General features: G+C 59.6%; 20 protein-coding genes and 1 pseudogene. 11 read left to right on the top strand and 10 right to left on the bottom strand.

Annotated elements, in window-relative coordinates; genetic code table 11:
* Nucleotides 1-9 precede the first annotated feature (9 nt).
* The 10 genes from B0E47_RS13390 (at nt 10) to B0E47_RS13430 (ending at nt 14,817) form a co-directional block, all read left to right on the top strand.
* Complete coding sequence (locus B0E47_RS13390) at nt 10-3,453, top strand: glycosyltransferase family 1 protein (protein ID WP_254422938.1); 3,444 nt, start codon at nt 10-12, stop codon at nt 3,451-3,453.
* Between the two features lie 120 nt (nt 3,454-3,573).
* The gene (gene gmd, locus B0E47_RS13395) at nt 3,574-4,608 is read left to right on the top strand and encodes a GDP-mannose 4,6-dehydratase (protein WP_077514742.1); all 1,035 of its coding nucleotides are present in this window, start codon (nt 3,574-3,576) and stop codon (nt 4,606-4,608) included.
* A 1-nt stretch (nt 4,609) separates the two neighbouring features.
* Nucleotides 4,610-5,503, top strand: coding sequence for an NAD-dependent epimerase/dehydratase family protein (locus tag B0E47_RS13400; protein WP_217318935.1), 894 nt, complete (start codon nt 4,610-4,612; stop codon nt 5,501-5,503).
* Nucleotides 5,504-5,633: 130 nt separating this feature from the next.
* Nucleotides 5,634-8,171, top strand: coding sequence for a phospholipid carrier-dependent glycosyltransferase (locus B0E47_RS13405; RefSeq protein ID WP_168171070.1), 2,538 nt, complete (start codon nt 5,634-5,636; stop codon nt 8,169-8,171).
* 10 nt (nt 8,172-8,181) lie between these two features.
* Nucleotides 8,182-9,525: a phosphomannomutase gene (locus B0E47_RS13410; RefSeq protein ID WP_077514745.1), complete on the top strand. Its 1,344-nt coding sequence runs from the start codon at nt 8,182-8,184 to the stop codon at nt 9,523-9,525.
* A 156-nt stretch (nt 9,526-9,681) separates the two neighbouring features.
* Nucleotides 9,682-11,115 (top strand): UbiA family prenyltransferase, encoded by a 1,434-nt coding sequence (locus tag B0E47_RS13415; RefSeq protein ID WP_077514746.1) that lies wholly within the window; start codon nt 9,682-9,684, stop codon nt 11,113-11,115.
* A gap of 8 nt (nt 11,116-11,123) precedes the next feature.
* Entirely contained in the window at nt 11,124-11,468 is a 345-nt protein-coding gene (locus tag B0E47_RS13420) for a hypothetical protein (RefSeq protein ID WP_077514747.1), read from the top strand.
* 19 nt (nt 11,469-11,487) lie between these two features.
* A complete protein-coding gene (locus tag B0E47_RS13425) occupies nt 11,488-13,479 on the top strand; it encodes a hypothetical protein (RefSeq protein ID WP_077514748.1) in 1,992 nt (663 codons plus the stop codon).
* A gap of 166 nt (nt 13,480-13,645) precedes the next feature.
* The gene (locus B0E47_RS17055; RefSeq protein ID WP_168171060.1) at nt 13,646-13,804 is read left to right on the top strand and encodes a hypothetical protein; all 159 of its coding nucleotides are present in this window, start codon (nt 13,646-13,648) and stop codon (nt 13,802-13,804) included.
* Nucleotides 13,798-14,817 carry a hypothetical protein gene (locus B0E47_RS13430; protein WP_217318936.1) on the top strand — a complete coding sequence of 340 codons (1,020 nt, stop codon included), beginning with the start codon at nt 13,798-13,800 and terminating at the stop codon, nt 14,815-14,817. Before B0E47_RS17055 ends, B0E47_RS13430 begins: the two co-directional genes overlap by 7 nt.
* A 1-nt stretch (nt 14,818) precedes the next feature.
* Here B0E47_RS13430 and B0E47_RS13435 read toward each other — a convergent pair whose 3' ends face one another.
* The 8 genes from B0E47_RS13435 to B0E47_RS13470 form a co-directional block, all read right to left on the bottom strand.
* Entirely contained in the window at nt 14,819-15,736 is a 918-nt protein-coding gene (locus B0E47_RS13435) for a class I SAM-dependent methyltransferase (protein WP_139351466.1), read from the bottom strand.
* Between the two features lie 172 nt (nt 15,737-15,908).
* Nucleotides 15,909-17,321 (bottom strand): mannose-1-phosphate guanylyltransferase/mannose-6-phosphate isomerase, encoded by a 1,413-nt coding sequence (locus B0E47_RS13440; RefSeq protein ID WP_077514750.1) that lies wholly within the window; start codon nt 17,319-17,321, stop codon nt 15,909-15,911.
* Nucleotides 17,322-17,742: 421 nt separating this feature from the next.
* Nucleotides 17,743-18,915 carry a glycosyltransferase family 2 protein gene (locus B0E47_RS13445; RefSeq protein WP_254422928.1) on the bottom strand — a complete coding sequence of 391 codons (1,173 nt, stop codon included), beginning with the start codon at nt 18,913-18,915 and terminating at the stop codon, nt 17,743-17,745.
* A complete protein-coding gene (locus B0E47_RS13450) occupies nt 18,873-19,832 on the bottom strand; it encodes a lysylphosphatidylglycerol synthase domain-containing protein (RefSeq protein ID WP_168171071.1) in 960 nt (319 codons plus the stop codon). Before B0E47_RS13450 ends, B0E47_RS13445 begins: the two co-directional genes overlap by 43 nt.
* On the bottom strand, nt 19,829-20,620 hold the full coding sequence (locus B0E47_RS13455) for a class I SAM-dependent methyltransferase (protein ID WP_077514752.1): 792 nt from the start codon (nt 20,618-20,620) through the stop codon (nt 19,829-19,831). Before B0E47_RS13455 ends, B0E47_RS13450 begins: the two co-directional genes overlap by 4 nt.
* 3 nt (nt 20,621-20,623) lie before the next feature.
* Nucleotides 20,624-21,766: a glycosyltransferase gene (locus B0E47_RS13460; protein ID WP_077514753.1), complete on the bottom strand. Its 1,143-nt coding sequence runs from the start codon at nt 21,764-21,766 to the stop codon at nt 20,624-20,626.
* Between the two features lie 40 nt (nt 21,767-21,806).
* On the bottom strand, nt 21,807-22,751 hold the full coding sequence (locus tag B0E47_RS13465; protein ID WP_077514754.1) for an FAD-binding protein: 945 nt from the start codon (nt 22,749-22,751) through the stop codon (nt 21,807-21,809).
* 22 nt (nt 22,752-22,773) lie between these two features.
* Complete coding sequence (locus B0E47_RS13470) at nt 22,774-23,520, bottom strand: electron transfer flavoprotein subunit beta/FixA family protein (protein ID WP_077514755.1); 747 nt, start codon at nt 23,518-23,520, stop codon at nt 22,774-22,776.
* A 297-nt stretch (nt 23,521-23,817) separates the two neighbouring features.
* On the opposite strand from B0E47_RS13470, the gene B0E47_RS13475 reads away from it, so the two are divergent.
* On the top strand, nt 23,818-24,807 hold the full coding sequence (locus B0E47_RS13475) for a glycosyltransferase family 2 protein (RefSeq protein ID WP_077514756.1): 990 nt from the start codon (nt 23,818-23,820) through the stop codon (nt 24,805-24,807).
* Here B0E47_RS13475 and B0E47_RS13480 read toward each other — a convergent pair.
* Both B0E47_RS13480 and dxs read right to left on the bottom strand, forming a co-directional pair.
* Nucleotides 24,808-24,912, bottom strand: a pseudogene (locus B0E47_RS13480) (4Fe-4S dicluster domain-containing protein); the annotation flags it as partial.
* Nucleotide 24,913: 1 nt separating this feature from the next.
* Entirely contained in the window at nt 24,914-26,803 is a 1,890-nt protein-coding gene (dxs, locus tag B0E47_RS13485) for a 1-deoxy-D-xylulose-5-phosphate synthase (RefSeq protein ID WP_077514757.1), read from the bottom strand.
* Between the last annotated feature and the right edge of the window lie 30 nt (nt 26,804-26,833).

The raw sequence follows: 26,833 nt of genomic DNA on the forward strand, positions 1-26,833 counted from the left end.
TTGCATATCGTGCTAGACCTGCAGGCGTGTCAGTCCCCGGGTGGCCGCCGTCGCGGGATTGGTCGCTATTCACTGGCGCTGGCCAAGGCCATGGCCGCGAATCCGCGCGGCCATGACGTCACCGTGTTACTCAATACGGCGATGAGCGAATCGATCGAATACTTGCGTGCCGAGTTCGACGGACTGTTGCCGCAGGAGCGACTGATAACCTGGGATGCCGTGGCACCCACGGCGTACATGGATCCCGCCAACACGTTCAGGAGAAAGGCTTCCGAGACTTTGCGATTGCAGGTCCTGCGACAGCTGAAACCCGATATCGTGCATGTGGCCAGCATGATCGAAGGGTTTGCCGAGGAACTGGTAGCCACAGTTCCGGAAGCAGGGGAAGCTTATTCGAACGCTGCCACGCTGTACGACCTGATCCCGCTGGTACACCCGGAGAAATATCTGTTCGACTCCCGTGCCCGGCAGTGGTACATGGAGAAGATCGAATATCTCCGTCGCGCGGAAGTACTGCTCGGCATATCCCGATTCACCTGTGATGAGGCTCAAGAGCTGTTGTCGATCCCGAGGGAGCGCCTGACCGATATCTCAGGGGCTGCCGATGCCATCTTCAAGCCCATTGCTGGCGCAGAAGGTTTTCGACAGGAATTGATGCGCAGATATGGTCTGCTCAAGCCTTTCGTGATGTACGCGGGTGGATTCGATCCAAGGAAGAACATTGGTGCATTGATCCAGGCATTTGCGTTGCTGCCCCGCGCGGTGCGTCAAGCCCATCAATTGGCCATTGTCGGAGGAGCGCCAGAGTCAGCGCGGCTCGAATTGATTGCCCTCATGACGAAGGCTGGCGTCGCCGCCAATGAAGTGGTGTTCACCGGGTACGTGCCGGACAGCGATCTGGTCAAGCTGTACAACCTCTGTGCGCTATATGTTTTTCCCTCGTTGCAGGAAGGCTTCGGGCTGCCTGCGCTGGAAGCGATGTCCAGTGGGGCTATCGTCATCGGGTCCAATACCTCCAGTTTGCCGGAGGTCATCGGGCATCCGGGTTCATTGTTCGACCCTAGCCGCCCCCAGGCCATTGCTGACAAAATCGTTGAAGCGATAACGGATGAGCCGTTTCGCGAAAATCTTCGTGTTCATGGCCTCAAGCAGCCATTGAAGTTTTCCTGGTGGGAATCGGCACGGCGTGCCATGGAAGCGTTCGAGGCTGCGGTAGAGCGGCGCCAACCGACAGCGGCTATCGTCGTCCCGAAGCAGCGTGATTCCGTTGCGTTCCTCCCGGCGCCTAGATCGACCGCTACCGGCCAAGGTATTGAGTCCGCTGTGGTCTATGCTGATAGTGATTGTGATGGCGTCTCCTCGAAGCGTTCACTTTCACGTTTTCGAGACGAGCGACAGCGATATGACCGGGTGGTCATCGAGCTGGCCAACCATCCCTACTGCGCCAAGACCCTTGCACTCGCCGTGGATGGTGCGAGCGATATCCTGTTGCGCGAGCGGACCTTTGGTGCCGCGCTGCACAGGCTTGCCGCGGAAAAGTCGGGGCGTGAACTGGTTGTTTCACTGCTCTATCGGTCCGGTGGATATGGCGCGCTGCGAGCAGCTATCGATGCGGACTTTTCCGCCAGCATTCTGGGTAACTGGGTAAGAGCGAGGAGTTTGTCCACGCTGGGTCAGTGTCAGTTGCTTGCGAGCAACGATCCGGGTGCCGATGCCATGGAGCGTGTCGGATGGAACTGGCGGGATCGCATACGCAACATTGCCGTGGAGATGACAGCGAGTGACGGGAATGCGGATGCCTCGGCACAGGATTGGACCCGGGTGGCCATGGCAATTTCCCGGAATGTTCTGACGCCGGTGGGCGGTCCGCAATGGCTTGTCGATATCTCGCAACTCACGGTTTCGGACGCAGGCACCGGCATCCAGCGTGTGGTACGTCATGTACTTGACGAGCTGTTCGTGACGCCACCGCCCGGGTACCGCGTCGAGCCCATCTACCTGGACAAGGATGGGGTTTTTCATTACGCGCGAAGTTACTGTGCCCGCCGTTATTTCCCGGGGGAGACGCTGCCAGCGGATGAGGTAGTCGAATTCTCCAGTGCAGATGTCTACCTCGGGCTGGACCTGGGTGCACATCTTGTTCCGCAGTACCTCGACCTTTTCCGGGAAATGCGTTATCGCGGGATAAAGCAGCATTTCGTGGTCTATGATTTGCTGCCTATCCTGCGTCCCGATTGTTTCAGGCCCGAGTTGCTGCCTACGTTCCGTTCCTGGTACGAGGCAGTGTCGGAACTGGCGGACAGCATCGTGTGCATTTCCCGCGCCGTTGCCGACGAGTTCGAAACCTGGCTCTATCAGTCCATGCCGGCGCGCCAGCGCCCTCTGGCCATTGGTTACTTCCACCTGGGCGCCGATATCGCGAAAGCAGGTGCAGGCGATGGGTCCGACGTGCATGTCCATCCGCAACTGGCTGGACTTGGTGAGCACCCGACCTTCCTCATGGTGGGTACGATCGAGCCGCGCAAAGGGCATGCGCAGACACTGGAAGCATTTGAACGACTCTGGCAACAGGGCGTAGAAGCCAATTTGTTGATTATCGGGCGCGCCGGCTGGCTGAGCGACCATGTCATGCAGCGCCTGCGCGAGCATCCGCAGCAGGGCAAGCAGTTGTTCTGGTTCGACGCCGCCGATGACAACCTCTTGCTGGCGGCCTACCACCGTGCCTCCGCGATGCTGATGGCGTCGGAGGGCGAGGGTTTTGGTCTGCCATTGATCGAGGCGGCGCATCATGGCCTGCCTCTGATCACCCGTGATCTGCCTGTTTTCAGGGAAATCGTCGGTGAGCACGGCTATTACTTTACCGGTTACGGTGCCGAAAGCCTGGCCGGCGCATTGACTGCCTGGCTGGCTCTCGATGCGCAAGGAAATGCGCCGCAGCCAGCCGGTATGCGCTGGCAAACCTGGAGCGAATCCACCGCCCAGTTGATCGACGTGGTGAGTCGAGGGCACTGGGTGCATACATGGATGCCAAGGCCGTTGTATCGCCACAAGGCCAGCGACCACAGATTCCAGACCGACGTCGGCAAGTTGGTGCGTGGCCGCATGGAGTCGAGAGGTGTTGCCGGGCTGCTATTATGTGGACCCTCTGTACCGATGCTGGCGGGGCATTACCGAGTGTTTTTGTCTGGCGGTTGGCGCGAGCATTCAGGTCGCGTACGGCTGGATATCGCCAGTGAGTCAGGGGCACAGGTTCATGCCCGGGCTGAATTTGGCTCCGAATATTCGTCTGCAGATGGATGCTTGGTGGAATTGGAGCTGGATCTGAGTGTGGACGCAGAGGATCTGGCCATCCGTGTTGAGGTGGATGCGGGTACGGACTTGTGGATCGACGAGTTGGTGATAAGCCCCTGGGCGAATTTGCCTCTGCCTGATATCTCGCCGACCACGGGTTAGATGCGCGACATCGGTTGCATGGAGGTCGAGGGCATGGCATATGCCGCCGAAGCCAACCGATCATCCGGCCAGTTGAACTGAAATTATCTGAGGATATTTGTTTTGAACAGCAATACGGATATGAAAACTGCCTTGATCACCGGCATTACTGGTCAGGATGGCGCCTATCTCGCGCAGTTGCTCCTGGACAAGGGCTACCGCGTCTACGGCACCTACCGACGCACCAGCTCGGTCAATTTCTGGCGCATCGAAGAGCTGGGTATCGATCAGCACCCCAACCTGTCGCTGATGGAGTACGACCTCACCGATCTCGGATCGAGCATCCGATTGATCGAGACGACCGGTGTAGGTGAGGTCTACAACCTCGCGGCACAGAGCTTCGTTGGTGTTTCCTTCGACCAGCCGATCACTACTGGCCACATCACCGGCATCGGTGCGGTACACATGCTTGAAGCCATCCGCACGGTGAATCGGAATATCCGTTTTTATCAGGCTTCGACCTCGGAGATGTTCGGCAAGGTGCAGGCCGTGCCGCAAACCGAGACCACCCCGTTCTATCCACGCAGCCCCTATGGCGTGGCCAAGCTCTACGCGCACTGGATGACGGTCAACTATCGTGAGTCCTACGGCATCTTCGGCAGCAGCGGCATCCTGTTCAACCACGAATCGCCGCTGCGTGGCCGCGAATTCGTGACGCGCAAGATCACCGATGCAGTAGCCAAGATCACCCTGGGCAAGCTCGATGTGCTGGAGCTGGGCAACCTGGATGCCAAGCGTGACTGGGGCTACGCGAAGGAATACGTGGAGGGTATGTGGCGCATGCTGCAGGTGGACGAACCGGATACCTACGTGCTGGCGACCAACCGCACGGAAACCGTGCGCGATTTTGTCAGCATGGCATTCAAGGCGGCCGGTATCGATATCGCGTGGCAGGGTGAGGGAGAAGCCGAGCGCGGCCTGGATGCTGCCAGCGGAAAAGTCCGGGTCAGCATCAATCCGCGCTTCTATCGTCCGGCGGAAGTCGAGCTGCTGATCGGCGATCCCGACAAGGCACGCCGCAAGCTGGGTTGGGAGGCGAAGACCACGTTGGAAGAGCTTTGCCGCATGATGGTGACTGCTGACATCAGCCGCAACGAGCGCGGGGCGTCGTTCTGACGTGGTTCGACCACGCGCATTGCTGACCGGTCGCAATGGGTTCACGGGCCGTTATGTGGCTCGTGAACTTGAAGCTGCCGGATACGAGGTCGTCGGCCTGAGCGACCGCCAGGACCCCGCGGATACAGGCTCGATTACCGCCAACCTGCTCGATCGCGAAGCAGTGCATGCAGCCGTTGCCGCAGTGCAGCCGGATGTGGTGTTGCATCTGGCGGCGATATCATTCGTTGCCCACGGCGATGTGGACGAGATCTATCGCGTCAATGTCGTGGGCACGCGCAACCTGCTTGATGCCCTGGCATCTGCGCCGAAATTGCCGCGACTGGTGGTGCTGGCCAGTAGCGCCAATGTCTACGGAAACGCGGATGTCGAACCGATCACCGAGGCCACGCCGCTGGCGCCGGAAAATGATTATGCGGTGAGCAAGTGCGCCATGGAGTACATGGCCCGACTGTGGATGGGCAAGTTGCCCATCGTCATCACCCGCCCGTTCAACTACACCGGCGTGGGGCAAGCCGAGCAGTTCCTGATTCCCAAGATCGTGGCCCACTTCCGTCGCGGTGAAAGAGTCATCGAACTTGGCAATACGCAAGTCGTGCGGGATTTTGGTGATGTACGTGATGTGGCCGCGATATATGCGGGCCTGGTTCGTTCCCAACCGATCAATGGCATCTTCAACATCTGTACGGGCATCGGTCACTCCCTTGGCGATGTACTGAACATGATGTGCGAGATCGCGGGTTACAGGATGGAAGTCCGCGTGAATCCGCAGTTTGTACGGGCGAACGAGGTGGCGCGACTGATCGGCTCCAATGCTGGCATTCATCGTGTGCTGGGGGCGGTTACAGCCAGATCCTTGCGGGAAACGTTGGCATGGATGTATGCCGGCGATTGATCATGAACAGCGATGGACCCGGCATGTCGTATCGGCGGAAGTTTGAAGTGTGTTTCGTGCGGGTCCCGCAGTGGTGAAAGGGGGTGATATGGGTCGGACAGTTGGGGAGGCCAATGGCCTGATCGATCGCGTGCTCGAATGGGTCGTTGTCTGGGTGCTGCTTGCCAGTGGGCTGGGTTTGGCGGCCACGCTCGCGCACCACTTTCTCGCGCCGCAGGTATGCATTGCCACCACACTCCTGACAGTGATCTATGCGCGGTGTACTCGGGGGCGTGGATCCCTGTACACGTTGTCTGGCGTAAAACCGAAGCACATGATCCTGCTGATCCTGGTCTGCCTGTTTTTCAGGTTGCCGGCTTTCAACCATGTGCAAGGTGGGCAGGATGAGGGGGTGTACGTCAACATGGCCAACTACATCGAGCGCACCGGAAGTCTTGTCATATGGGACACGCCGCTTGAGCAGCTGCAGGGTACGTCTTTCGTCGAACGTTACCTTGCCGAGAACCGTAACTTGAGCACAGATCCCGCATCTCTAAATGCGGGATCCTATTTGGGTGGCGTCTACACCCGCAGTCCCACCGGGGATGGCCTCTATTTCCAGTTCTACCATTTATTCCCGATATGGATGGCACTTGCTGCTGGAGTCTTCGGCACTACATTCGCAGTGTATGCATTGACGTTGTTTGCACTGCTTTCCGTGGTGTTCTTGTACCGTTTGACGTTAGTGCTAACCGGATCATCGCGGGCTGCATTGATTGCGGGGTTGCTGCTGGCACTCAATCCACTGCATGCCTTCTTTTCTAAATTTCCGGTCACTGAGGTGCCTACATTGGCATTCTCATTGATAGGGTTCACCTATCTCGCGCTATTCTGGCGTGCCGAGGATGGCTCGCGCCATCGACGCTGGTTGCTGCTGTCGATGCTCAGCTTTGGCGCCCTGTTCATGACCCGCATCAGCGGCTTCATGTACGTCCCGTTCCTGATCGTTGTGGCGGTGGTGAGTGCCGCCAATGATGCGGATCGCATGCGCCGGAAATACATGCAGTTTTGGGTGCTGGGTGTGGTTGCGCTATATGCCGTTTCGGTGGCCTATGGATTGCGCTGGTCGCATCAGTACGCATTGGATATTTACCGTGCCTCCTTCGGACGCGTCTTCCCTTCTCACTGGCAGGTCGGTGTGGCTGCTCTGGTGGTGGTGGCACTGATGGCCTGGTCTGGTCTGGTCGCCTTGGCACAAACAGGCATGCGTCCCCGTATCGACAGGTTTATCGTCGTGCCATTGCGCCGCGCCGTCGCACCGATTGTCCTGATCAGTCTTGCGTTGGGAATTTACAAGATCTATCAACTGGGTTGGACGGCTCACTATCAAGGCGATGGATGGCTGGATACGCAGTGGGGGTTGGCGGGCAGCCACTGGCGGGCCGTGAAGGCCAGTAGTCTGGCGGCATTTTTCGTCTACACAGGGCCACTGTTGCCGTTGGCATTTCTTGGCCTTGTCCTGCGGCGCCAGCGTGAGCCGCGCATCGAATTTCTGCGGTTGTTCTCGGCAGGGTTCTTTGTCTATATCGTGCTCTTGCAATGGACCATCCCCTATGGGCCTTACTATGCGCGCTACCTGCTAAGCGAGGCCGTTCCATACATGTTGTTGTTCACCGTGGCGGCATGGGCGTGCATGCCAAGGAACGGTGTTCGTCGCATCCTGAATGCGGCTCTGGCAATCACCCTGATCTACAGCGTCACGGCAACTGCGGGTCAGTTGGGAAAGAATGAAAGCGAAGGGGTATATCAGTCGCTGGCGCAGCTGTTGGCGCCCGTCGACAAGGGCGACATCATCCTGCTGGATACGCTGGCAGCTGGTGCACCGGATAACAATCAGCTCAAGACACCGATTGTGTATACCTTTGGCCTTACCGCAGTCACGGTCAGCGGGGGCAGCCTTGCCGATCATGCATACATTGCCGCATTGAATGCACGCTACGACGAAGTATTCATGATCTCGCAGTCGGCTACGGTTCCCACAGGCTATGAATCGATGGGAAGCACCCGGTTTCGGGTCGAAACATATGAATGGAACCACGCCTTCCCGCATAAGCTGTCCGTAAGCGAAGATGCTCGTCTGTACCTCTATCGTCTGGTCAGGCCGATCTTTCCGTTTGGGCATCCGGAAAGTTTCAAAGCGCCTGGGGCCTGGAACGAGTGGCTTACGAGTGGCTGGAGCGACCCGGAAGCCGGAGGCGTATGGAGCAGTGGGGCGCATGCCGAGATCACCATTGACCCACGGCAGCTATCGCATGTAGTGCAAGGCGTTCGTCTAAATTTCGAGGTGTATGGCCTGGTGACGGCGGGACACCCACACCAGCGTATTCAGGTGAGTGTGAACGGTATGGCCGCAGGTACGCATGATGTGGTTTATCCGAACAATCTGATACGGTTCGATGTAGTAGTCCCGGCCACCGATATGGTTTCATCAAACGCGATTCGTATCGCTTTTGATCTTCCCGATGCTGTGTCCCCTCAGTCTATCGGCATCAATAAGGATCCGCGCGTGCTTGGCATCCAAATGCGGATGTTGACAGCATCGCCACTCGATCCGGTCAGCCAGTTGTCGTCGGCACCAGCCGCTGGGGCCGTCGCACCGGTCGCACCAGATAAACACAAATTGCATTGAGAACGGACACATGCTCAAGTGTTTCAAGGCTTACGACATACGCGGTCGCGTACCCGATGACCTCAATGAGGACATCGCCTATCGGATCGGCCGTGCCTACGCCGAAATTCTGAAACCGCGCGAAGTCGTGGTCGGCCAGGATGTGCGCCTCGACAGCCCGACGCTTGCAGCGGCGCTGACGCGCGGCATCAACGATGCCGGCGCCAATGTCATCGACATCGGCTTGTGCGGGACCGAAGAGGTCTATTTCCAGACCGCACATCGCCATGTCGGTGGCGGCATCATGGTGACCGCCAGCCACAATCCGATGGACTACAACGGCATGAAGCTGGTGCGCGAAGACGCGCGGCCAGTCAGCGGGGACACCGGGCTCAGGGATATCGAGGCGCTGGGCGAGTCAGGCAATTTCACACCGTCGAACCGGGTCGGCTCCGTGCGCATCGATAATGACAAATCTGCGTATATCGCGCATCTGCTCAGCTACATTGACCGTGCGGCCCTGCGTCCGCTCAAGATTGTCGTCAACGCAGGCAATGGCGGTGCCGGCCTGGTGATCGACGAGCTGGCGCCGTACCTGCCGTTCGAGTTCATTCGCATCCACCATGAGCCGGATGGCAGTTTTCCGCATGGCATACCCAACCCGTTGTTGCCGGAGAACCGTGCCGCGACGGCCGAGGCCGTGCGTGAATCCGGTGCGGATATCGGCATCGCCTGGGACGGCGACTTTGATCGCTGCTTCTTCTTCGACGCCGAAGGTCGCTTCATCGAGGGGTACTACCTGGTCGGCCTGCTCGCTGCCCAATTGCTGGAGAAGCACCCGGGCGGCCGGATCATCCACGATCCGAGGCTGACCTGGAACACCATCGAGATGGTGCAAGAAGCAGGTGGCGTGCCGGTACTGGGCAAGACCGGTCATGCGTTCATCAAGGAGCGCATGCGCATCGAGGACGCCGTCTACGGTGGCGAAATGAGCGCACACCATTACTTCCGCGATTTTTCCTATTGCGACTCGGGAATGATTCCGTGGCTTTTGATTGCCGAACGCATATGCCGCACCGGAGTGCCGTTGGCAGAGATGGTGGAAGCACGCATGCAGTCCTATCCGTGCAGCGGCGAAATCAACTTCCGCGTGGATGATGCAGCCGCCACGCTGGACCGCATCCTTGCCCACTATGCAGCGGACGCTCCCGTAATCGATCGAACAGACGGCTTGAGCCTGGAATTCCCGGCATGGCGTTTCAATGTACGCTCGTCCAATACAGAACCGCTATTGAGGCTGAATGTGGAGACGCGTGGCAGCTCCGATCTGATGCAGGAAAAGACTGACGAATTGCGCCGTCTTATTCAGGCATGAACAGGCAAGTAGTGTGGAGCGATTCTGCCGGAGCATCAGCCAGTGTAGTGGTGCCGGCAGCCGCGACAAGTCATTAGGCAAGCCTGTACCGGATCGAACTTCGTGTCTCCGGGGCCCACAACACCATATGTTTGATCGAAGCAGCAGGCCTTGAACATGAGCAACCCGGCCAAGGAACAAGATATCCCTTTGTGCATCGATCTGGATGGCACCCTGGTGCGCACAGATCTGCTGGTCGAATCCGCGCTCTCACTATTGCACCGGAATCCATTTTACCTGTTCGCTTTTGTTGCCTGGCTTGTCAAAGGCAAGGCTTGCCTGAAGCAGAAAGTGGCCGAGCGAGCGCATCTGGATGCCGAGACATTGCCGTACGACGATCGTGTGGTGGAGCTGGTTCACGCCAATCAGGCACGACGGAAAGTCATTCTCTGCACGGCGTCGGACCGGAAATTGGCCGATGCCGTGGCTGTCCACCTGGGCGGTTTTGCGGAAGTCCTTGCCAGTGATGGGCAAAGGAATCTCTCGGGGGCACGCAAGGCGCAATTGCTGGTCGAAAGATACGGCGCAAAGGCATTCGACTATGCAGGTAATGACCGCGTCGATTTGCATGTATGGAGGCAGGCAAGAAAAGCGTATGTCGCGAATGCCAGTAATGCCGTGATCCGCGATGCCGCCAAGGTGAGTACGGTTGAAGTTGTCTTGCCACGGGAGGGTGGCAGGTTGCGCGCATGGATCAAGGCGCTGCGGTTGCACCAATGGCTCAAGAACCTGTTGGTCTTCCTGCCGCTGCTGGCATCGCACCGTGTCTTCGATGTGGCCGCGCTTTCCAGGTCGATGCAGGCATTCCTGGCATTCGGGCTGTGCGCATCGGGCGTCTACCTGCTCAACGATCTGCTGGACCTCGATGCGGATCGGCGACATCCGCGGAAACGAAGGCGTCCGTTTGCCAGGGGCTCCTTGTCGGTTGCTCAAGGGCTTCTTGCCTTCCCACTGCTGACGCTCGCGGCCGGTGTTCTGGCGTTTTTTGTCAATTACAAATTCCTATTAATACTGCTGCTCTATTACCTGCTGACGAATGCCTACTCGTTCCGCCTGAAGCGCATTGCCATGCTGGATGTCATGGTATTGGCTGGGCTTTACAGCATACGTGTGGTGGCCGGTGCGGCAGCCATCAATGTGCCGTTATCGTTCTGGCTGCTCGCGTTTTCCGTATTCATCTTCCTGAGCCTGGCGATCTTGAAGCGCTACACCGAATTGCGCTCCATACTGAGATCGGGGAAACAATCCGCGAGCGGGCGTGGCTACGCAGTCGATGACCTGCCGCTGCTGCAGTCGCTGGGTGTGGCGAGCGGGTACCTGAGCGTGCTGGTACTTGCGCTGTACGTCAACAGCACGGCGAGCGAAGTGCTTTACCGCAGACCACAGGTGTTGTGGCTGTTGTGTCCTGCCTTGCTGTACTGGGTGGGTCGTGCCTGGCTGGTCGCTCATCGGGACCGCATGCACGACGATCCGATCATTTTCGCTGTGACTGACCGGGTCAGTCAGGCCATGCTGGCGATTTTTGTACTCATCATATTTCTGGCGGTCTGAGGTTCGCGATGAATATTCTGGGTTATGGTGCTCTGACCGCGGCAGGCTTTTGCGGTGCGCTGGCCAGCGTACTGCTTACCCGGGTAGCCAATATCCCCATTATCCCATTCAGTTACGGTGGGGTCGGAGGGCGTTTCGTTGCCGTGTCCGTCTACGGAGTGGGGTTCCTGCTTTATGGTTATGCGCTGAAGAGCATTGGTGTAAGTGTTGCGTACCCGGTCATGGTGGCAATCAGTGTCATGGCATTGCTGGCTTATGCCGCAGCCCAAGGCGAATTGGTGGGCGTGAAAAATATCGTTGGCGCCGTTTTGATACTTGCCGGTGTGGCGTTGCTGGCACAAATCAAATCATGACAAGCATTGAGCGATTCGCATGACCCTTTACAAAAGGCTTGCCGTTCTCCTGGTTCTGATTCTTATCTCCGGCATGGTGCTGCAAAAGGTATCCAATCCGGTCTTGTCTGGTGACGGGATTGAATATCTCGGCATGTCGCAATCCTTGTTGAATCATTTGAGCCCGGATCTGCGTCGGCAGGACTATCTTGATCTACTTAATGGTCAAGGCCTTTCTGCGCAGAATAGTCAGTTTGTACGCCGGCTTGGGTGGACGGCAGGTGATCAAAGTCAAGGGCGTTTTGGCTATTTCGAGACTAAATCGGGGAAGTACTATCCACTCCATTTCTGGATATATTCTCTGGCCAATGTTGCTGGTCTGGCCATTTGTTTGTTGTTTAAAATGGATAGTAGTAATTCGTTTTTAATAACGAATTTCATAGTTCTGCTTTTGGCCATAACTTGCATCATTAGAAGCAAAAGGTACCATGCTGACGAGAAATCATTATTATTGATACTGGCTGTCCTATGTGGAAGTAGTTTTTATCTGAATTGGACGGGCCCGGAGGTTTTCACCCTATCGTTGCTCACGATGGGGGGTGTATTTTTTGGTGATAGAAGATATCTGCTGTCTGCCTTGGTCCTTGCTGTGGCGGCGCAGCAAAATCCGCCCGTGGGATTTGCCTGCCTTGCATGCATGGGGTTTGCTTTGCCGTTTGCCTGGGCAAATCGGAAGGATTTCGCGCTGCTGTCGATGATGGCTTTGAAAGCCTTGGTCATAGGTTTCATCCTGGTATTGTCGCCAGCGTTTTATTATTTGAATTACGGCGTGACGAGCCTAATTGTCCAATCTGGCCAAAGCGCCAGAGCGTATATATCGTTGAATCGCCTTATTTCCTTCATTTTTGATCTCAATCAGGGTGCGATCGTCGGCATGCCCGGCTTGTTCCTTGGTCTGCTCGTCGCCGTTTCCTACTTCGCCGTAAAAGGGAAATATGCTGCGTTTCCTGTGAGAAAGATTCTCGCATTATTGCTCTTGTACGCGGTGCTCGTCGTCCCCTGCTTGAGTACGTTGAACTTCAATTCCGGATCCAATCAATTTGCGAGGTACGCGCTGTGGACTGCTGTGCCGCTGGGTTTTGCCTTGGTTGAGCTGTATCGGCTGCTGCCCGTCAGATGGCGGGTCGCGACAACCGGATCGTTGGTTGGGGCGCAGGTATGGCTCTTCCTGTCGCTCGGTTCGTGTTTTGTCGGTGGTGGTTATTTGGAATTGAGTGCTTATGCAAAATGGATGTTGCGCCATGTGCCGTCACATTACAGCCCTGATCCGGAGATCTTCAGCGAACGTGGACTTGGGCGCGATGGCAACTTGCGCTCGGATAACACGTACTACTATGTCTCGCGTGGCCACGTCATGCGGGTGCTATACAACGAGCGCGCCGGCGCCCTGTGGTTTCCATCATGCCCGCAGTTGGCTGCGACACATCGGGGCGAGGCGCATGTGGATAGGGGGTGGGTATACATCAGCCCGCTTCACGGGCAATGCGCATCGGCGATGGCAGCGGGCATGCATGCCGTACGCCGTGATCTGACAGGCGATGTTGCGCCAGCCTTGGAAAATGCCACGTTCTCCAAGATATGGCCGGCCTGCAAGCTGCCCTCGACCACGGGGAGTGACGCGGTGAGCTGCACCCGACAGGCTGTCGTGGGACATGACAAGGCAGGCTACCTGACCTTCGGACCCTATATCCATCTCCCAGCTGGCGGCTACGAGATGACCATCCATTACCTGTCACAAGGGGCCGACAATTCTGGTGCGTGGGACATTCTGGCTGGTACGAACGTGGAGATCGACAAGGGCGATTTTGTGTCAACTGATGAAAAGCAAGGCACGGTGCGGAAGGTATTTACAGTGCCGGGAAACATGGATAACCAATTCTATCAATTCCGTACGTTCTTCAATGGCGAAGGCAAGTTGACGACCGTTGATGTAGGTTTGAAGATGATTCAGCCTGACAAAATAAATCAGTGATACTCAGATATGTTTTCTGATAGTTTGACCGTAAGTGTCTGATTGCCCGCCTATTCTAAAGCTCTCCGCCCTGCTGCGATATGCGCCTGATTTCATCGGAGCGAGCACACGAGTGCAATGACCCGGTGAATTCTTGCTCAGGTGTTACCTTTCTTCGGAAACACCGATGAGCGCGGTAATGGACGAAGAAATCAAACGCTGGGCGGCACGAAGGAAGTCCGCGCTGGTGCTGATGCCGATCGTGACAGAGCGCACGCCGCCGCCCGCGCTGACAGTGCTATATGATCCAGGATTCCCCCAATTGATAGGGCATAGCAAATGCTGAGGGACCTTGCCAGAAAGCTAGCCGCGCCGGTACTGAAACGGATCGATGCGCGGATCGATTCCAGGGTATCGCAAGCAGTGGAGAATCTGGCAACAGCTATCGACAAGAAAGGCTTTGTCCAGAACGCCGAACTGGAAGTTTCACTCGAGCGGCGAATCGACGATGCCGTGCACAAGCGCCTCTATCTGCCGAGCTTCCCGCCGCTGTTCGATGCAGAGCATGCTTTCATGAAGTATTCGACATGTAGTGCGGCGGACTTTCTGCATCCGTTGTTCGGCCAGCTCTGCCGAGAGTTCGACTACCCGCCTTCATATCACCGGAAACTCTGGGAGTGGGTGTTTGTAATCCATCACTTGAAGCAGGCCGGTGTATTGAGGGCAGGCAGCCGCGGCGTCGGCTTTGGTGTCGGTCGCGAGCGGTTGCCAGCCCTGTTTGCAAAATATGGTGCGCAAATCGTGGCGACGGATGCTTCTGAGGAGTTGGGGAAGTCCGTGGGCTGGGTAAAAACGAACGAGCACAGCAGCGGGGTCTCGCAACTTCTTTATCCCAACATCGTCGATGACGATATCGTGCGCAGCCATGTCATGCATCGCGCCTGCGATATGAACCAAATCAATGACGATCTGACAGACTTCGATTTCACTTGGTCATGCTGTTGTTTCGAGCACTTGGGATCATTGGAGGCCGGCATCGAGTTCGTGATCAACAGCGTCGAAAAGACGCTGAAGATAGGAGGGGTCGCGTGCCACACCACGGAGTTCAACCTCTCCTCCAACGACGAGACGTTACGGGAGGGGGCGACGGTCCTCTATCGCAAACGTGACATGCTTGAGCTGGTTGATCGGCTACGAGCGCGCGGCCATGACGTGAAGACGTTCAGCGTCGCTCCTGACTCGCACTACCTCGACGGCTATGTCGATGTTCCACCGTACACGGACAACCCGCATATCAAACTGGCTCTCATGGGGTATACCACCACTTCGGTCGGAATCGTCGCAATGCGAGGACGTTGACTCAGGCCATCTCTTCGGCTGGATAGCTTCGAAAAAGCCAGGAAGGTCGTCGGGTTTCCGCGTCGCGTTTGTTGATCGAGGATGTAAACATGTACTGCCCAAGATCATATTCGCGATTGGTTATTGCGCCGATCATCGAGTTGATTGCGCGATTGTGCGTGACGTGAGGCGGAATATCGTGGTGCACGTTCGCGGTATAGAATGTCTCAGCCTCGAACCCACAGTGCATCAGTAGCTGATTGAGCTCATGCCTGGTGTATTCACGATTATGGCGACCATACACCCCATATTTCGAGTACTGATCGTAGACATTTCGCCCTTCGATGAAGGCAGCAACATTCTCCAGCCGAGCCGCATTGGGTGTGGTCAGGACCAGTCGGCCGCCCGGTTTGAGTACACGTTTCAGTTCCAGCATGGCGTGTAATGGATCAAGAGTCAGATGTTCCAGCACTTCGCAGAACAGAACGACATCGAAGGTATCTGTCTCAAAGGGCAGCGTGGCAAATTCAAGATTGGCATTGTGCCAGACCATGTCGATTTCTTCGGGAACGCCATCGAAGCCGGGAAATGAGACACGCTGTATCGCCTGGTGCTCTGGTCCCCCGAAATAATTGATCAGATCCATATTCAACGATGGCCTGAACTTCCTGTATAGAAGCGTCGTGAAATAGGGGTTTGCCCCAATTTCCAGGGATCGCCCGGCGGCATGTTCGGGAACGAGGCCTAGCGTATGTATGAATCTCTCAAAATCGGCTTGGGCATATCCGACCAGTTCGCCTTTACTCGATCCGTCGATGCTTACTGACTCAAGGGCGGAAAGCAGGCTCTCCCGGCTATACCCGGCGGGTAGCGGCAGCGGTGGCTGAAAGTGGCGTGGATCAATGAGCGGAGCAACGGACACACTTGGGTTGCTGCGCATGAGTCGTTTCTTTACAACGTTTAAAAAGCCCACGGCACACCTCAATAAATACTTGAAAAATATCGATCATTTGATCCGGCCTATCAGTATTCCTAGACCGACAACGGCTGGCGATCTGCCTTGTTCAGTATCTGATTAGATCGCGAGAACAGACAAGTGCGAGCCGGCAGTCTTAAGCGCGCCCGTAGACATCCTCGAATCGCACGATGTCGTCTTCGCCTAAATAGCTTCCGGATTGCACCTCGATCAGTTCCAGCGATACCTTGCCGGGATTGCGCAGGCGATGCACGGCGCCGAGGGGCAGGTAAGTGCTCTGGTTCTCGCTGACCAGGAAAATCTCGTCGTCGCGCGTGACCTCGGCCGTACCGGAGACCACGATCCAGTGTTCGGCACGGTGATGATGCTTCTGCAGGCTGAGCGATGCGCCGGGCTTCACGGTGATGCGCTTGACCTGGAAGCGCTCGCCCATATCGATGGAATCGTAGCTGCCCCATGGCCGATACACCTTTCTGTGGAACATGTGCTCAGAACGGTTGGCGGCCTTCAGCTCTTCGACCAGTTTTTTGACGTCTTGCGCATGGTCGCGGGAGGCGACAAGTACGGCGTCGGGTGTATCGACGACAATCAGGTCCTCAACGCCCAACAACGCCACCATGCGGCGATCCGAACTGCGCACATAGCAATTGCGGCTGTCCAGCGCGAGCACGTCACCTTCAAGGCGATTGCCATTGCCGTCGTGTTCGGAGGCTGCCCATAACGCGGCCCAGGAACCGATGTCGCTCCACTCGCAGCTGACCGGCACCACCGCGGCACGCCGGGTTCGTTCCATCACGGCGTAATCGATCGAATCCTCCGGCACCGAAGCGAAAGCACCCTTGTCGATACGCACGAAATCGAGATCCGCGTGCGCGCCCTTGAAAGCGGCGTCGACGGCGGAATGGATCGCTGGCGCTTGCTGCGCGAGCTCTTCCAGCAGGCGACTGGCCCGGAACAGGAACATGCCCGAATTCCAGTCGTAGGCTCCAGTTTGGAGGTAGGTTTCGGCGGTAGCGCGGTCGGGTTTTTCCACGAAGGCATCGACCTGGTAACCGTTGTTGCTCAACGACTCACCGCGTCGGATGTAACCGAAACCGGTTTCCGGTGCATCCGGGCGAATACCGAACGTGACCAGCCATCCTTCGGCGGCCAGTGGCAACGCCTTGCATACGGCGTCGGTGAAGCTTCCCGTATCACCGATCAGGTGGTCGGCGGGCAGCACTAGCAGGGTTGCATCAGGATCGGTGCTCAGCGCCTGCATGGCGGCAAGCGCAATGGCCGGGGCAGTGTTGCGCGCCACCGGTTCAAGCAGGATCGAGGCGCCCGTGATGCCCAGTACCTGCAACTGCTCGGCCACGAGGAAACGGTGATCTTCGCTGCATACCACGACGGGGCTGGCCACATTCGGTAGCGTCCGTGCTCGCTCCGAGGTTTGCTGGAACAGCGTCAGGTCACCCGCGAGTGGCAGGAACTGCTTGGGCAGGTTCTTGCGCGACAACGGCCAGAGCCGGGCGCCACTTCCCCCACTGAGAATCACAGGGATCAACATGCAGAACTCCTTTTCGAGATTCGGTCGTGAAAAAAATCAAGAAGGATTGGGCGGTCGTCAGGTGGGGCGCGCCTGCACCAAATGGCGTAGTGTAATACCGCAGAGTGCCTGCAGCTTGAGGGAGGGCTGAACCACGGCCTTGAACGAGGTCGCCGCGGGCGATGTACGGCACATGCACGGTATTCCCGAAATGTCGCGATGGTCCCGTCCTGCAGCCTTATCGCAAACCCGGAGTGCTGGAACCGGCTGTGGCTGGTCGACCGGCACATCCCTGAAAGAACCGGCATTGGAGAATATCGTCATCGCCATGACGGATGTCAGTGGCTAGACTGCTCCCGGTCCATGCAGTGAGGTCACATTGCCGACGATGGTCATTCTGCCTTGGCGGCGGCCCATGCATGCGCGGATGAAGGCTCGCGGGTCATTCCCGGTCATGACGCTCGTAGCTGATTTTCTTCAATCGGGTGTTGATGTTTTCCATCAGCTTGCGATTGGTGGCGATCAAATCGCCGATCAGCCCCATCATGTACAACAACATGCCGAGCGTGACACACAGGGAGGCGAGGATGACCGACTGCACGTGGCCTTCGCCGCTGTGGTCAAGGTAGTAGTAAAGGAAGCGCGCGCCCGCGGCCAGTCCGATCAGCCAGAACACCGAACCCACGTAGAAAAACAGCGCCAAGGGACGGTAAATCACGAAGACGCGAAGGATCGTCACCAGCGAACGCTTGACGTAACTGGAAATGCTCTTGACCAGTCGCGACGGACGCAGGTCGCCATTGGTGCGGATGGGCACGGAGACGATGGTCAAATTGCTCTGGCCCGCCTGGATGATGGTTTCCAGCGTATAGGTATACGCGTTGAACACGTTGAGGCGCAGGGCTGCTTCGCGCGACATCGCGCGGAAACCGCTGGGGGCGTCGGCGACGTCGGTCTTGCTGGCCACGCGCACGGCCCAGCTCCCGAGGCGCTGCAGCTTTTTCTTGATCCAAGAAAAATGCTCGGTGTCGTCGATCGGCCGCGCACCGATGACGATGTCGGCTTCATGAGCCAGCACCGGTGCGGTGAGCTTGGGGATGTCGGCGCCACAGTACTGATTGTCGGCATCGGTGTTGACGATCACGTCCGCACCCAACTGCAGGCATGCGTCGAGTCCGGACATGAAGCCAACGGCCAGGCCGCGATTCACCGGATGGCGCACAACGTGGTGGACACCGTTTGCCTTGGCGACTTGGGCGGTGTTGTCGGTCGAGCCATCGTCGATGATCAGCCATTCAACGGTGTCAAAACCCTCGACCTCATGCGGCAGATCAGCCAGCGCGATGGCCAGTGTCTCGGATTCATTGAGGCAGGGGATCTGGATGATGAGTTTCATGAGGCGTATTCCTTGAACGCGGAAATGGTGGACTGCACCGATGCCGTGGTTGTGGCCATGGCTGATGTTGCGGGATCGGGAGATTGCCACTGGTGAGCTGGCTGAATTCTCCGGATTTTCCCTTGCCGCGCATCCGAAGCCTTGGCATGTCGGCTCATGGTAACGGTTTGCCGTTCTCAGGTCGGCAAACCATTGCGACCGGTCGCGATGCTTCCCCATGCAAGGCTGAACAGATCGCCCAGTGTCGTGGCGATCCGAAGGACAACGACCAGCAAGACGACCTGTTCCGCCGGCAGCGCGCCGCTTAGCCATGCGCTGAGGATCGCCTCGCGGATGCCCAGCCCGGCCGGTGCGCCCGGAGCGACAAACCCCAGAATCCAGCTACTGGCGAAGGCACCGGTCAGAAAAATCGGGCTTGGTGGCGCGGTCACGCCAGCAAGCAGGGCGTGCGATACCAGCCATAGCCCGATGCCGATCAGGCAGAAGTTTATGGCGTAGGTAAAGTAGCAGGCGAGCACCGTGGCGGCGTTCAAGTGGAGTCTGGGCGGCACGTAGTCCTGGTCACCGCGGTGGCGGGCCCGATAGATCGCCAGCCTGGAGGCAACCCGCGGAGCGAGCAGCAACGCGATGAAGGCACCCAGCGTGACAATGAGCAGCAGCGGAAGACGGTACTCGGTGATTTTCCAGTGAGAGAGCGCTGCCGGTGGATCCCACAGCAGGGTCAATGCGCTGATATGGGCACAGGCCACCAGCATCAACAACATTTCATAGGCGATTGAGAACAGCGCGGCCGGAAGCTGCACTCCGGCGCCGCGCGCCATGGCGATGCGTCCGATGTGCTGCGCCACGTTGCCGGGCAAATACTTGCCGAACTGGGTGACTGCCAGGATCGGCAGCATCCGGCGATAGCGCGCCGGCTGACCCATGGCGCGCAGCAGCCAGGTCCAGGCCACTCCGGTGGTAGGAATCAGCAACGCATAAAGTACGGTCAGTGCGGTTGCTGCGGCGATCACCCCGCCGTCCAGCAACCCCGACAGATCCTTGCTTGCCAGTGCGAGGTACGCGTAGCGGACGAAGTAGATGCCGGCTGCGAGTGCAAGCAGGCCGCCCAGCCAGCGGATCAACCGCTTGCTCATCCTGCGCGTGCCCTGATCAGATAGCCGTTGCCGAACGGAAGGCCGCTGCTCATGGCCTGGGCCGCAAACGCACAGCGCAGTGCCAGTTGGCCGGGCAGCGAGCGCATGACCGGATACCAACGCATGACGTGGTCGCGCTCGATCCCGCTGCGGTTGCTGTTGGCCTGGTGATCCAGATCGGGTCCGGTTGCTGGCAACCGCCGCCTGATGCCGCGTGCCTGCATCTGCTCGGTGAGATTTCCCAGCGGAAACCCGAAACACTCCACGTGTTCGACCTTGAGGCCGGCGGCCTCTACGACGTTGATGAGATCCTGCCGTCGGTAACGCCGATAATGACCAGCCCACTCGTCGGCCGCACTCCATAGTCGCGGGTGGGCCGGCACCGAGAGCAGCAGGGTGCCGCCCGGCGCCAGCCATGAGGCCCACTGTTTCATCGCAGCATCATCGTTTTCGATGTGCTCCAGCACCTCGAACGCCATGACCAGCGGAAAGCGGCCCGCCCACGCGGGGTCTGCTTCTTCATGCACGTTGAGCATCTGCTCCGTTTTCATGCTCAGCCTGGCGATCAGCTCGCGCGCCTGTGGAGAGCTTTCCAGCGCCTGGCAACGGAAGCCGCGCGCGGAGAGTTCCTGCAGCAGCATGCCGGCACCGCAGCCAACCTCGATGACATCACAAGCGGGGAAATTGCGCAGTTGGTGCAGGATGCGCCGACGCCGAAGCAGATAGCGGGGCGCAGGTACCCAACCTTCCTCAGGAGCGGAGGGACCAAACAGGGGCAGATTTTCCATGGCTCAGGATTCCGATCCGAGGTGATGTTCAAGCAAGGCCAGGCATTGTTGCCCGATTGCTCTGGCACCGAGTTTGCCCTGGAGCGATCCATGGCAGGGTGCGAGCGGGCGACCATGCCGTGCGAAGGCGCGGACGGCGTCGGCCAGTGCTTCGGCTTCGGCGGGCGGAACCAGACTGACGCAGGGTGGCGTGTCATCCAGCATTTCGCGGATAGCGGGGGAGTCACGTGTGATCAGTGGCCGCCCCATTGCCACGATCTGAAATACTTTGTTTGGGATGACGCTGGCTGCCTTGGCGGAGGCGCCGAAAATGCCCAGGCAGATGTCGGCGGCGGCGATCCGTTGGTGCAACTGTGGGTAGTCGACCCAGGCGTCCCATCGCACTTTCGGCAGCGGCTGTTCGACCAGCATTGCCTTAATGCGGGCTGCCTCTTGTCCCTTGCCGATCAACTGCCATTCGATCGGTTCGTCGCGGGTAAGCCGGGCGGCCTGTACGATTGTCTCGATCCCGTGCAACGGGATGAACTGGCCATAGAACAGTACGCGCAGCGGGCTCGGATCGGGGGCAGCATCGGTGTCGGTGTGAACGGCAGGGTCGGCACGAAAGTGCTCCATTTCGACGCCCACCCAGACTGCGCTAGCGCTGCCTGCGGCAAGCCCGAACAGTTGCTCGATGCGTCGTGCGTGGGTCTGCGTATCCAGGAATACAAGATCGGCCCGGCGCAGCGCGAACCCTTCCAGTGCATGCAGCAGCCTCGCTGCGATGCTGCCCCGGCGAAGCAAATGCCGATCCTCCACGACCGTGTCATAGAGTGACATGAACATGTCCCAGGCCAGAGGAATGCCGCGCAGGCGCGCAATCGGTGCGGCAACAAGCATGTCAAGGATGCCGGGGAAGCCGACCAGCACGACATCGGGTCTGGGTGTGCGCATGAGCCGCCATGCCAATCGCGGATAAGCCAACAGCCAGCACACCATGATGCCGAGCCGCTGACGCAGGCCGCGCACTTGCGACTTGTCGACTACCCCGCGCCAGATATCCGCGCGGCATTCGATGACCTCGGCTCCGGCCAGCCTCAGACCTTCCAATAGCAGCCGTGTTCTCGGCTTGCTCGTGTCGTACGTACCCCAGCAAAGAATGCGCATGGCATCAGTGCGCCGGATCAGTCAGGACTTCTCGCATGTTTCAGCTCAGTGCCTGTTCGAGCTCGGGAATGATCTTGAACAGATCCCCGACCAAACCAAAATCGGCAATCTCGAAGATCGGCGCCTCGCCATCCTTGTTGATCGCCACAATGGTGCCCGCGTCTTTGATGCCGGTGAGGTGCTGGATCGCGCCGGAGATGCCGATGGCCATGTACAGCTCGGGCGCGATGATCTTGCCGGTCTGGCCGACCTGCAGGTCGCTCGGTACGTAGCCGGCGTCGACGGCGGCGCGAGATGCGCCTACGGCGGCACCGATCCTGTCGGCGAACTTGAAGATGATGTCGAAGTTCTCCTTCGAGCCGACACCGCGGCCACCGGAGACGACCTTGCTGGCGCTCTGCAGGTCGGGACGATCGCTGCTGCCCTGCTTGAGTTCGACGAAGCGGGTATGCGTGGGCAGCGCGGCGTCGATCGTCAGTGCTTCGACCGGCGCGCTGCTGGCGATAGCACCCGCGGCAGGCCAGGAGGCCGAGCGGATCGTGGCGACCACCGTGTGGCTGGCGTCGGCCTCGACCGTGATGATCGCGTTGCCAGCATAGATCGGGCGCTTGAACGTATGCGCAGTCTCTACGCTCATTACGTCGCTGACCTGGGCCACGCCGAGCAGGGCAGCGACACGCGGCGCGACGTCCTTGCCGAACGTGGTGGACGGCACGAACACGTGGCTGTAGCCGGCGGCGGCTTTGGCGATCTGCGGGGCCAGCACGGCAGCCAATGGGTGCGCGTTCTCGGCGCGGGCGACGGTGAGCACACGGCTCACGCCGTCGATCTTCGCAGCCTCGGCGGCGATCGCGTCGACGTTGTCAGCGAGTACCAGCACATCGATGGCCGCACCCTTCACCGCGACGGCGGCGCTCACGGCACGCGCGGTGGAGGAGTTGAGTTTGCCGTCCAGATGTTCGGCGATGACCAGAATCTTGCTCATGTGGTTTCTCCTGTGCGGCTGCTTAGAGCAGACCTTTCTGCTTCAGCGCCGCAACCAGCTCGGCCGCGTCCTTCACCATCACGCCTTTGCTGCGCTTGGCCGGCGCGGCGTAGTGCGTGGTCTTCAGGTGATCGTGCGCCTCGACGCCGAGCGAGCCGAGCTCGATCGTGTCGATCGGCTTGGACTTCGCCTTCATGATGTCCGGCAGCTTGATGAAGCGTGGCTCGTTGAGGCGCAGGTCGGTGGTGATCACCGCCGGCAGCTCGGCCTCGATCACTTCCAGGCCGGCGTCGACCTCGCGGGTCACCGTGGCCTTGCCGTCGGCGATCTCGACCTTGCTGGCGAACGTGGCCTGCGGGCGGTCCCACAGTGCGGCGAGCATCTGGCCGGTCTGGTTGGCGTCGTCGTCGATCGCCTGCTTGCCCAGGATCACCAGCTCCGGCTGCTCTTTCTCGATCAGCTTGAGGAAGACGCGGGCGGCGGTCAGCGGCTGCACGGCGTCGCCGGTGACCACATGGATGGCGCGGTTCGCGCCCATGGCCAGCCCGTTGCGCAGGTGCGCGGTGAGGTCGGTCGGGCCGATGCCGACCACGATCACTTCCTCGGCGACACCTTTCTCGCGCAGGCGCAATGCCTCTTCCAGCGCGATGTCGTCGAACGGATTGGCAGACAGCTTGACGCCGTCGGTGACCACGCCGCTGCCGTCGGGCTTGACCTGGATGCGCACGTTGTAGTCCACGACACGCTTGTAGCCGACCAGAATTTTCATCAATGATTCCTTAGTGCTGGCGCCCGTGTGAGGCTGCGACAGTGAAACAGCGGATTATTCTAACGCAAGCCGGTCCGCAGGCTCGAAAGGCTTGTGGCAACGAGGCATGATGGGCTTCGACGCAGGCTATTCGGTATCATCCCCGGTTATCGCGCCGATCGTGCCGGCGGCGACAGCGCAGAGGACAGGATGCGTTCGGATCGGTCCGCGCGGCATGACCCGAACCGTGCCATCCGGCCACTCCTTGCGACCCGCCTCACCGGCACACGCTGAACATTGCAAGGAACCGGCTGCGTCATGACTGAGTGTTCCGCCTACTCCACGGCCACGGTATGCGCCGTGATCGTGAGCTATCAGCCCGACCCGACCGAATTACGGAGCCTGGTTGATTCGGTGATCACGCGGGTCGGTGGCGTTGTGCTGGTCGACAACGCCAGTACGGGCGAGTGGCAGCAGGCGTTGGGCACGGCGCTGGCGAATCGCCGAGGGGCGCTTCTCGGTCAATCGCGCAACATCGGGCTGGCTGCGGCACAGAATATCGGGATCGAGTGGGCAAGGGCCCGGGGCTACCTCCAGGTGCTGCTGCTCGACCAGGACAGTGAGCCGGGCGAGGGGATGGTCGAATCGCTGCTTGCAGCGCTGCAGTCGACAAATGCCGTCCAGCCAGTGGCTGCGGTTGGTCCGCGCTTTCATGATGCGCGGGAGGGCCATCATGCCCCGTTCGTGCGGTTTGGCTTTCCGCTGAACCGCAAGTTGTGGTGCGATTCGGCGGAGCAGACGGTGGCCTGTGACTTCCTGATCAGTTCCGGCGCGCTGATTCCGCTGGCTGTGTTCGACCGGGTCGGCCCGATGGATGCCGGGTTGTTCATCGACAATGTGGATATGGAATGGAGTTTCCGTGCTCGTGCGCAGGGATATGAGTTGCGAGGCGTATGCGCCGCGACGATGCATCATCGGCTGGGAGACGCCCGCCACAGCATGCCGTTCGGACTTGGCCAGGTAGTGGTGCACGGACCGCCGAGGTTGTACTACATCATGCGTAACCGGATCCGGCTGTACCGGCTGCCACATACGCCGGGGGTGTGGATTGCACAGGATCTGCCGCGCGTGCTGGTCAAGCTGCTGCTGTTTGGCGTATTGATCGGGCCACGCTGGCGCAACTTGTACTGCATGCTGCGCGGGGTCCTCGACGGCATCCGCGGGCGTCAGGGCGAAGCCCCGGTCGAGCTGCTGCACAAGTCCCGAACTGATCCTTCGACAAACTCGGGACGAACGGGCCATCCCTGACTACGGATTCTGGTAGTTCGGTCCCGAGCTGCCTTCTTGGATGACCCAAGTGATGATCTCGTAAGGATCCTTGATGTCACAAGTCTTGCGGCGCACGCAGCCACTATTACGCGCTCGCGGCGCTGGACTGCACCGCGCGCGGAAAGCGTGCGCGAATCGCGTTGCGGATGCCGGCCAAGTCGAGTCCGGCCATGGCCAGCACCTCTTCACGGCTGCCATGTTCCAGATAGACGTCTGGAAGGCCAAGTTGCAATACCGGAAGGACGATGCCATGGGCGGCCAGGCACTCGGCCACGGCCGAGCCGGCGCCACCGGCGACGGCGTTGTCTTCCAGCGTGACGAAGGCCTCGTGGCTGTTCGCCAGTTCCACGATCAGCGCCTCGTCCAGCGGTTTCACGAAGCGCATGTTGATCAGGGTCGCATCGAACTCGGCGGCGAGGGTGGCGGCGGACTCCAGCATGGCGCCGAAGCTGAGCAGTGCCAGGCCATGGCCGCGCCGGCGCAGCTCGGCCTTGCCGATCGGCAGCGTCTCCAGCTCGGGGTGGATCGCCACGCCGGGACCGCAGCCGCGCGGATACCGGATCGCGGCGGGGCCGTGATGCTGGAAGCCGGTGCTCAGCATCATGCGGCATTCGTGCTCGTCGGCTGGCGCCATGATGACGAAGTTGGGCAGGCAGCGCAGGAAGCTGAGGTCGAAGCTGCCTGAGTGGGTGGCGCCGTCGGGACCGACCACGCCGGCACGATCGATCGCGAAGGTGACGTCGAGGTTCTGCAGCGCCACGTCGTGGATCGCCTGGTCGTAGGCGCGCTGCAGGAAGGTGGAGTAGATCGCCACGACGGGTTTGGCGCCCTCGCAGGCCATGCCGGCGGCCAGCGTCACCGCATGCTGCTCGGCGATGGCCACGTCGAAGTAGCGTTCGGGGTATTCCTTGGAGAAGCGCACCAGGCCCGAGCCTTCGCGCATCGCCGGGGTGATGCCGAGCAGGCGCTCGTCGGCGGCGGCCTGGTCGCACAACCAGTCGCCGAAGACGTCGGTGTAGGTGGGCCGGGCCGGGCCGGGTTTCTTCTTCAGGCCGGCCTGCGGGTCGAACGGACCCACCGCGTGGTATTCGATCTGCGCCTGTTCGGCCGGGGCGTAACCCTTGCCCTTGGTGGTGATCACGTGCAGCAACTGCGGGCCGGGCAGGTTCTTCACCGTGCGCAGCGCCTGCAGCAATTGCGGAATGTTGTGGCCGTCGATCGGGCCGGTGTAGTGGAAGCCGAGTTCCTCGAACAGGGTCGAGGGCACGAACATGCCCTTGGCGTGTTCCTCCCAGCGCTTGAACCAGCGCCCGAAGAAGGACTGCTTCGGAATCGCCCGCTTGGCCCGTTCGCGCCATTCGTTGAGCCGGCGGCTGGCCATTGCGCGGGCCATCATCTTGGTCAGCGCGCCCACGTTCTCGCTGATCGACATGCCGTTGTCGTTGAAGACGACGAGCATGTCCGGCTCCACGTCGCCGGCGTGGTTGAGCGCCTCGAAGGCCATGCCGGCAGTCATCGCGCCGTCGCCGATCACCGCCACCACCTTGCGCTTGTCGTTCTTGCGCTGCGCGGCGATCGCCATGCCCAGCGCGGCCGAGATCGAGGTGGAGGAATGGCCGACGCCGAAGCTGTCGTACTCGCTTTCCTCGCGCCGCGGGAACGGCGCCAGGCCGTCCTTCTTCTTGATCGTGGTGATGCGCTCGCGGCGGCCGGTGAGGATCTTGTGCGGGTAGCACTGGTGGCCGACGTCCCACACCAGGCGGTCGTGCGGGGTATCGAACTCGTGATGCAGGGCCACGGTCAGCTCGACCACGCCCAGGCCGGCGCCGAAGTGGCCGCCCGAGCTGGCCACCGCCTCGATCAGGTACCGGCGCAGCTCGTCGGCCACGGCCGGCAGTTCGTCATCGGGCACGCGGCGCAGATCCGCCGGCGTCTCGATCGGCGCCAGGTGGGGGTAGTGGCTGAGGTCGTTCATCCGCATATTGTTGGCCCAGCGGCGGGGCGG

Origin of the sequence: Rhodanobacter sp. B05 (genome assembly GCF_002001085.1) — a bacterium.
Taxonomy (GTDB): domain Bacteria; phylum Pseudomonadota; class Gammaproteobacteria; order Xanthomonadales; family Rhodanobacteraceae; genus Rhodanobacter.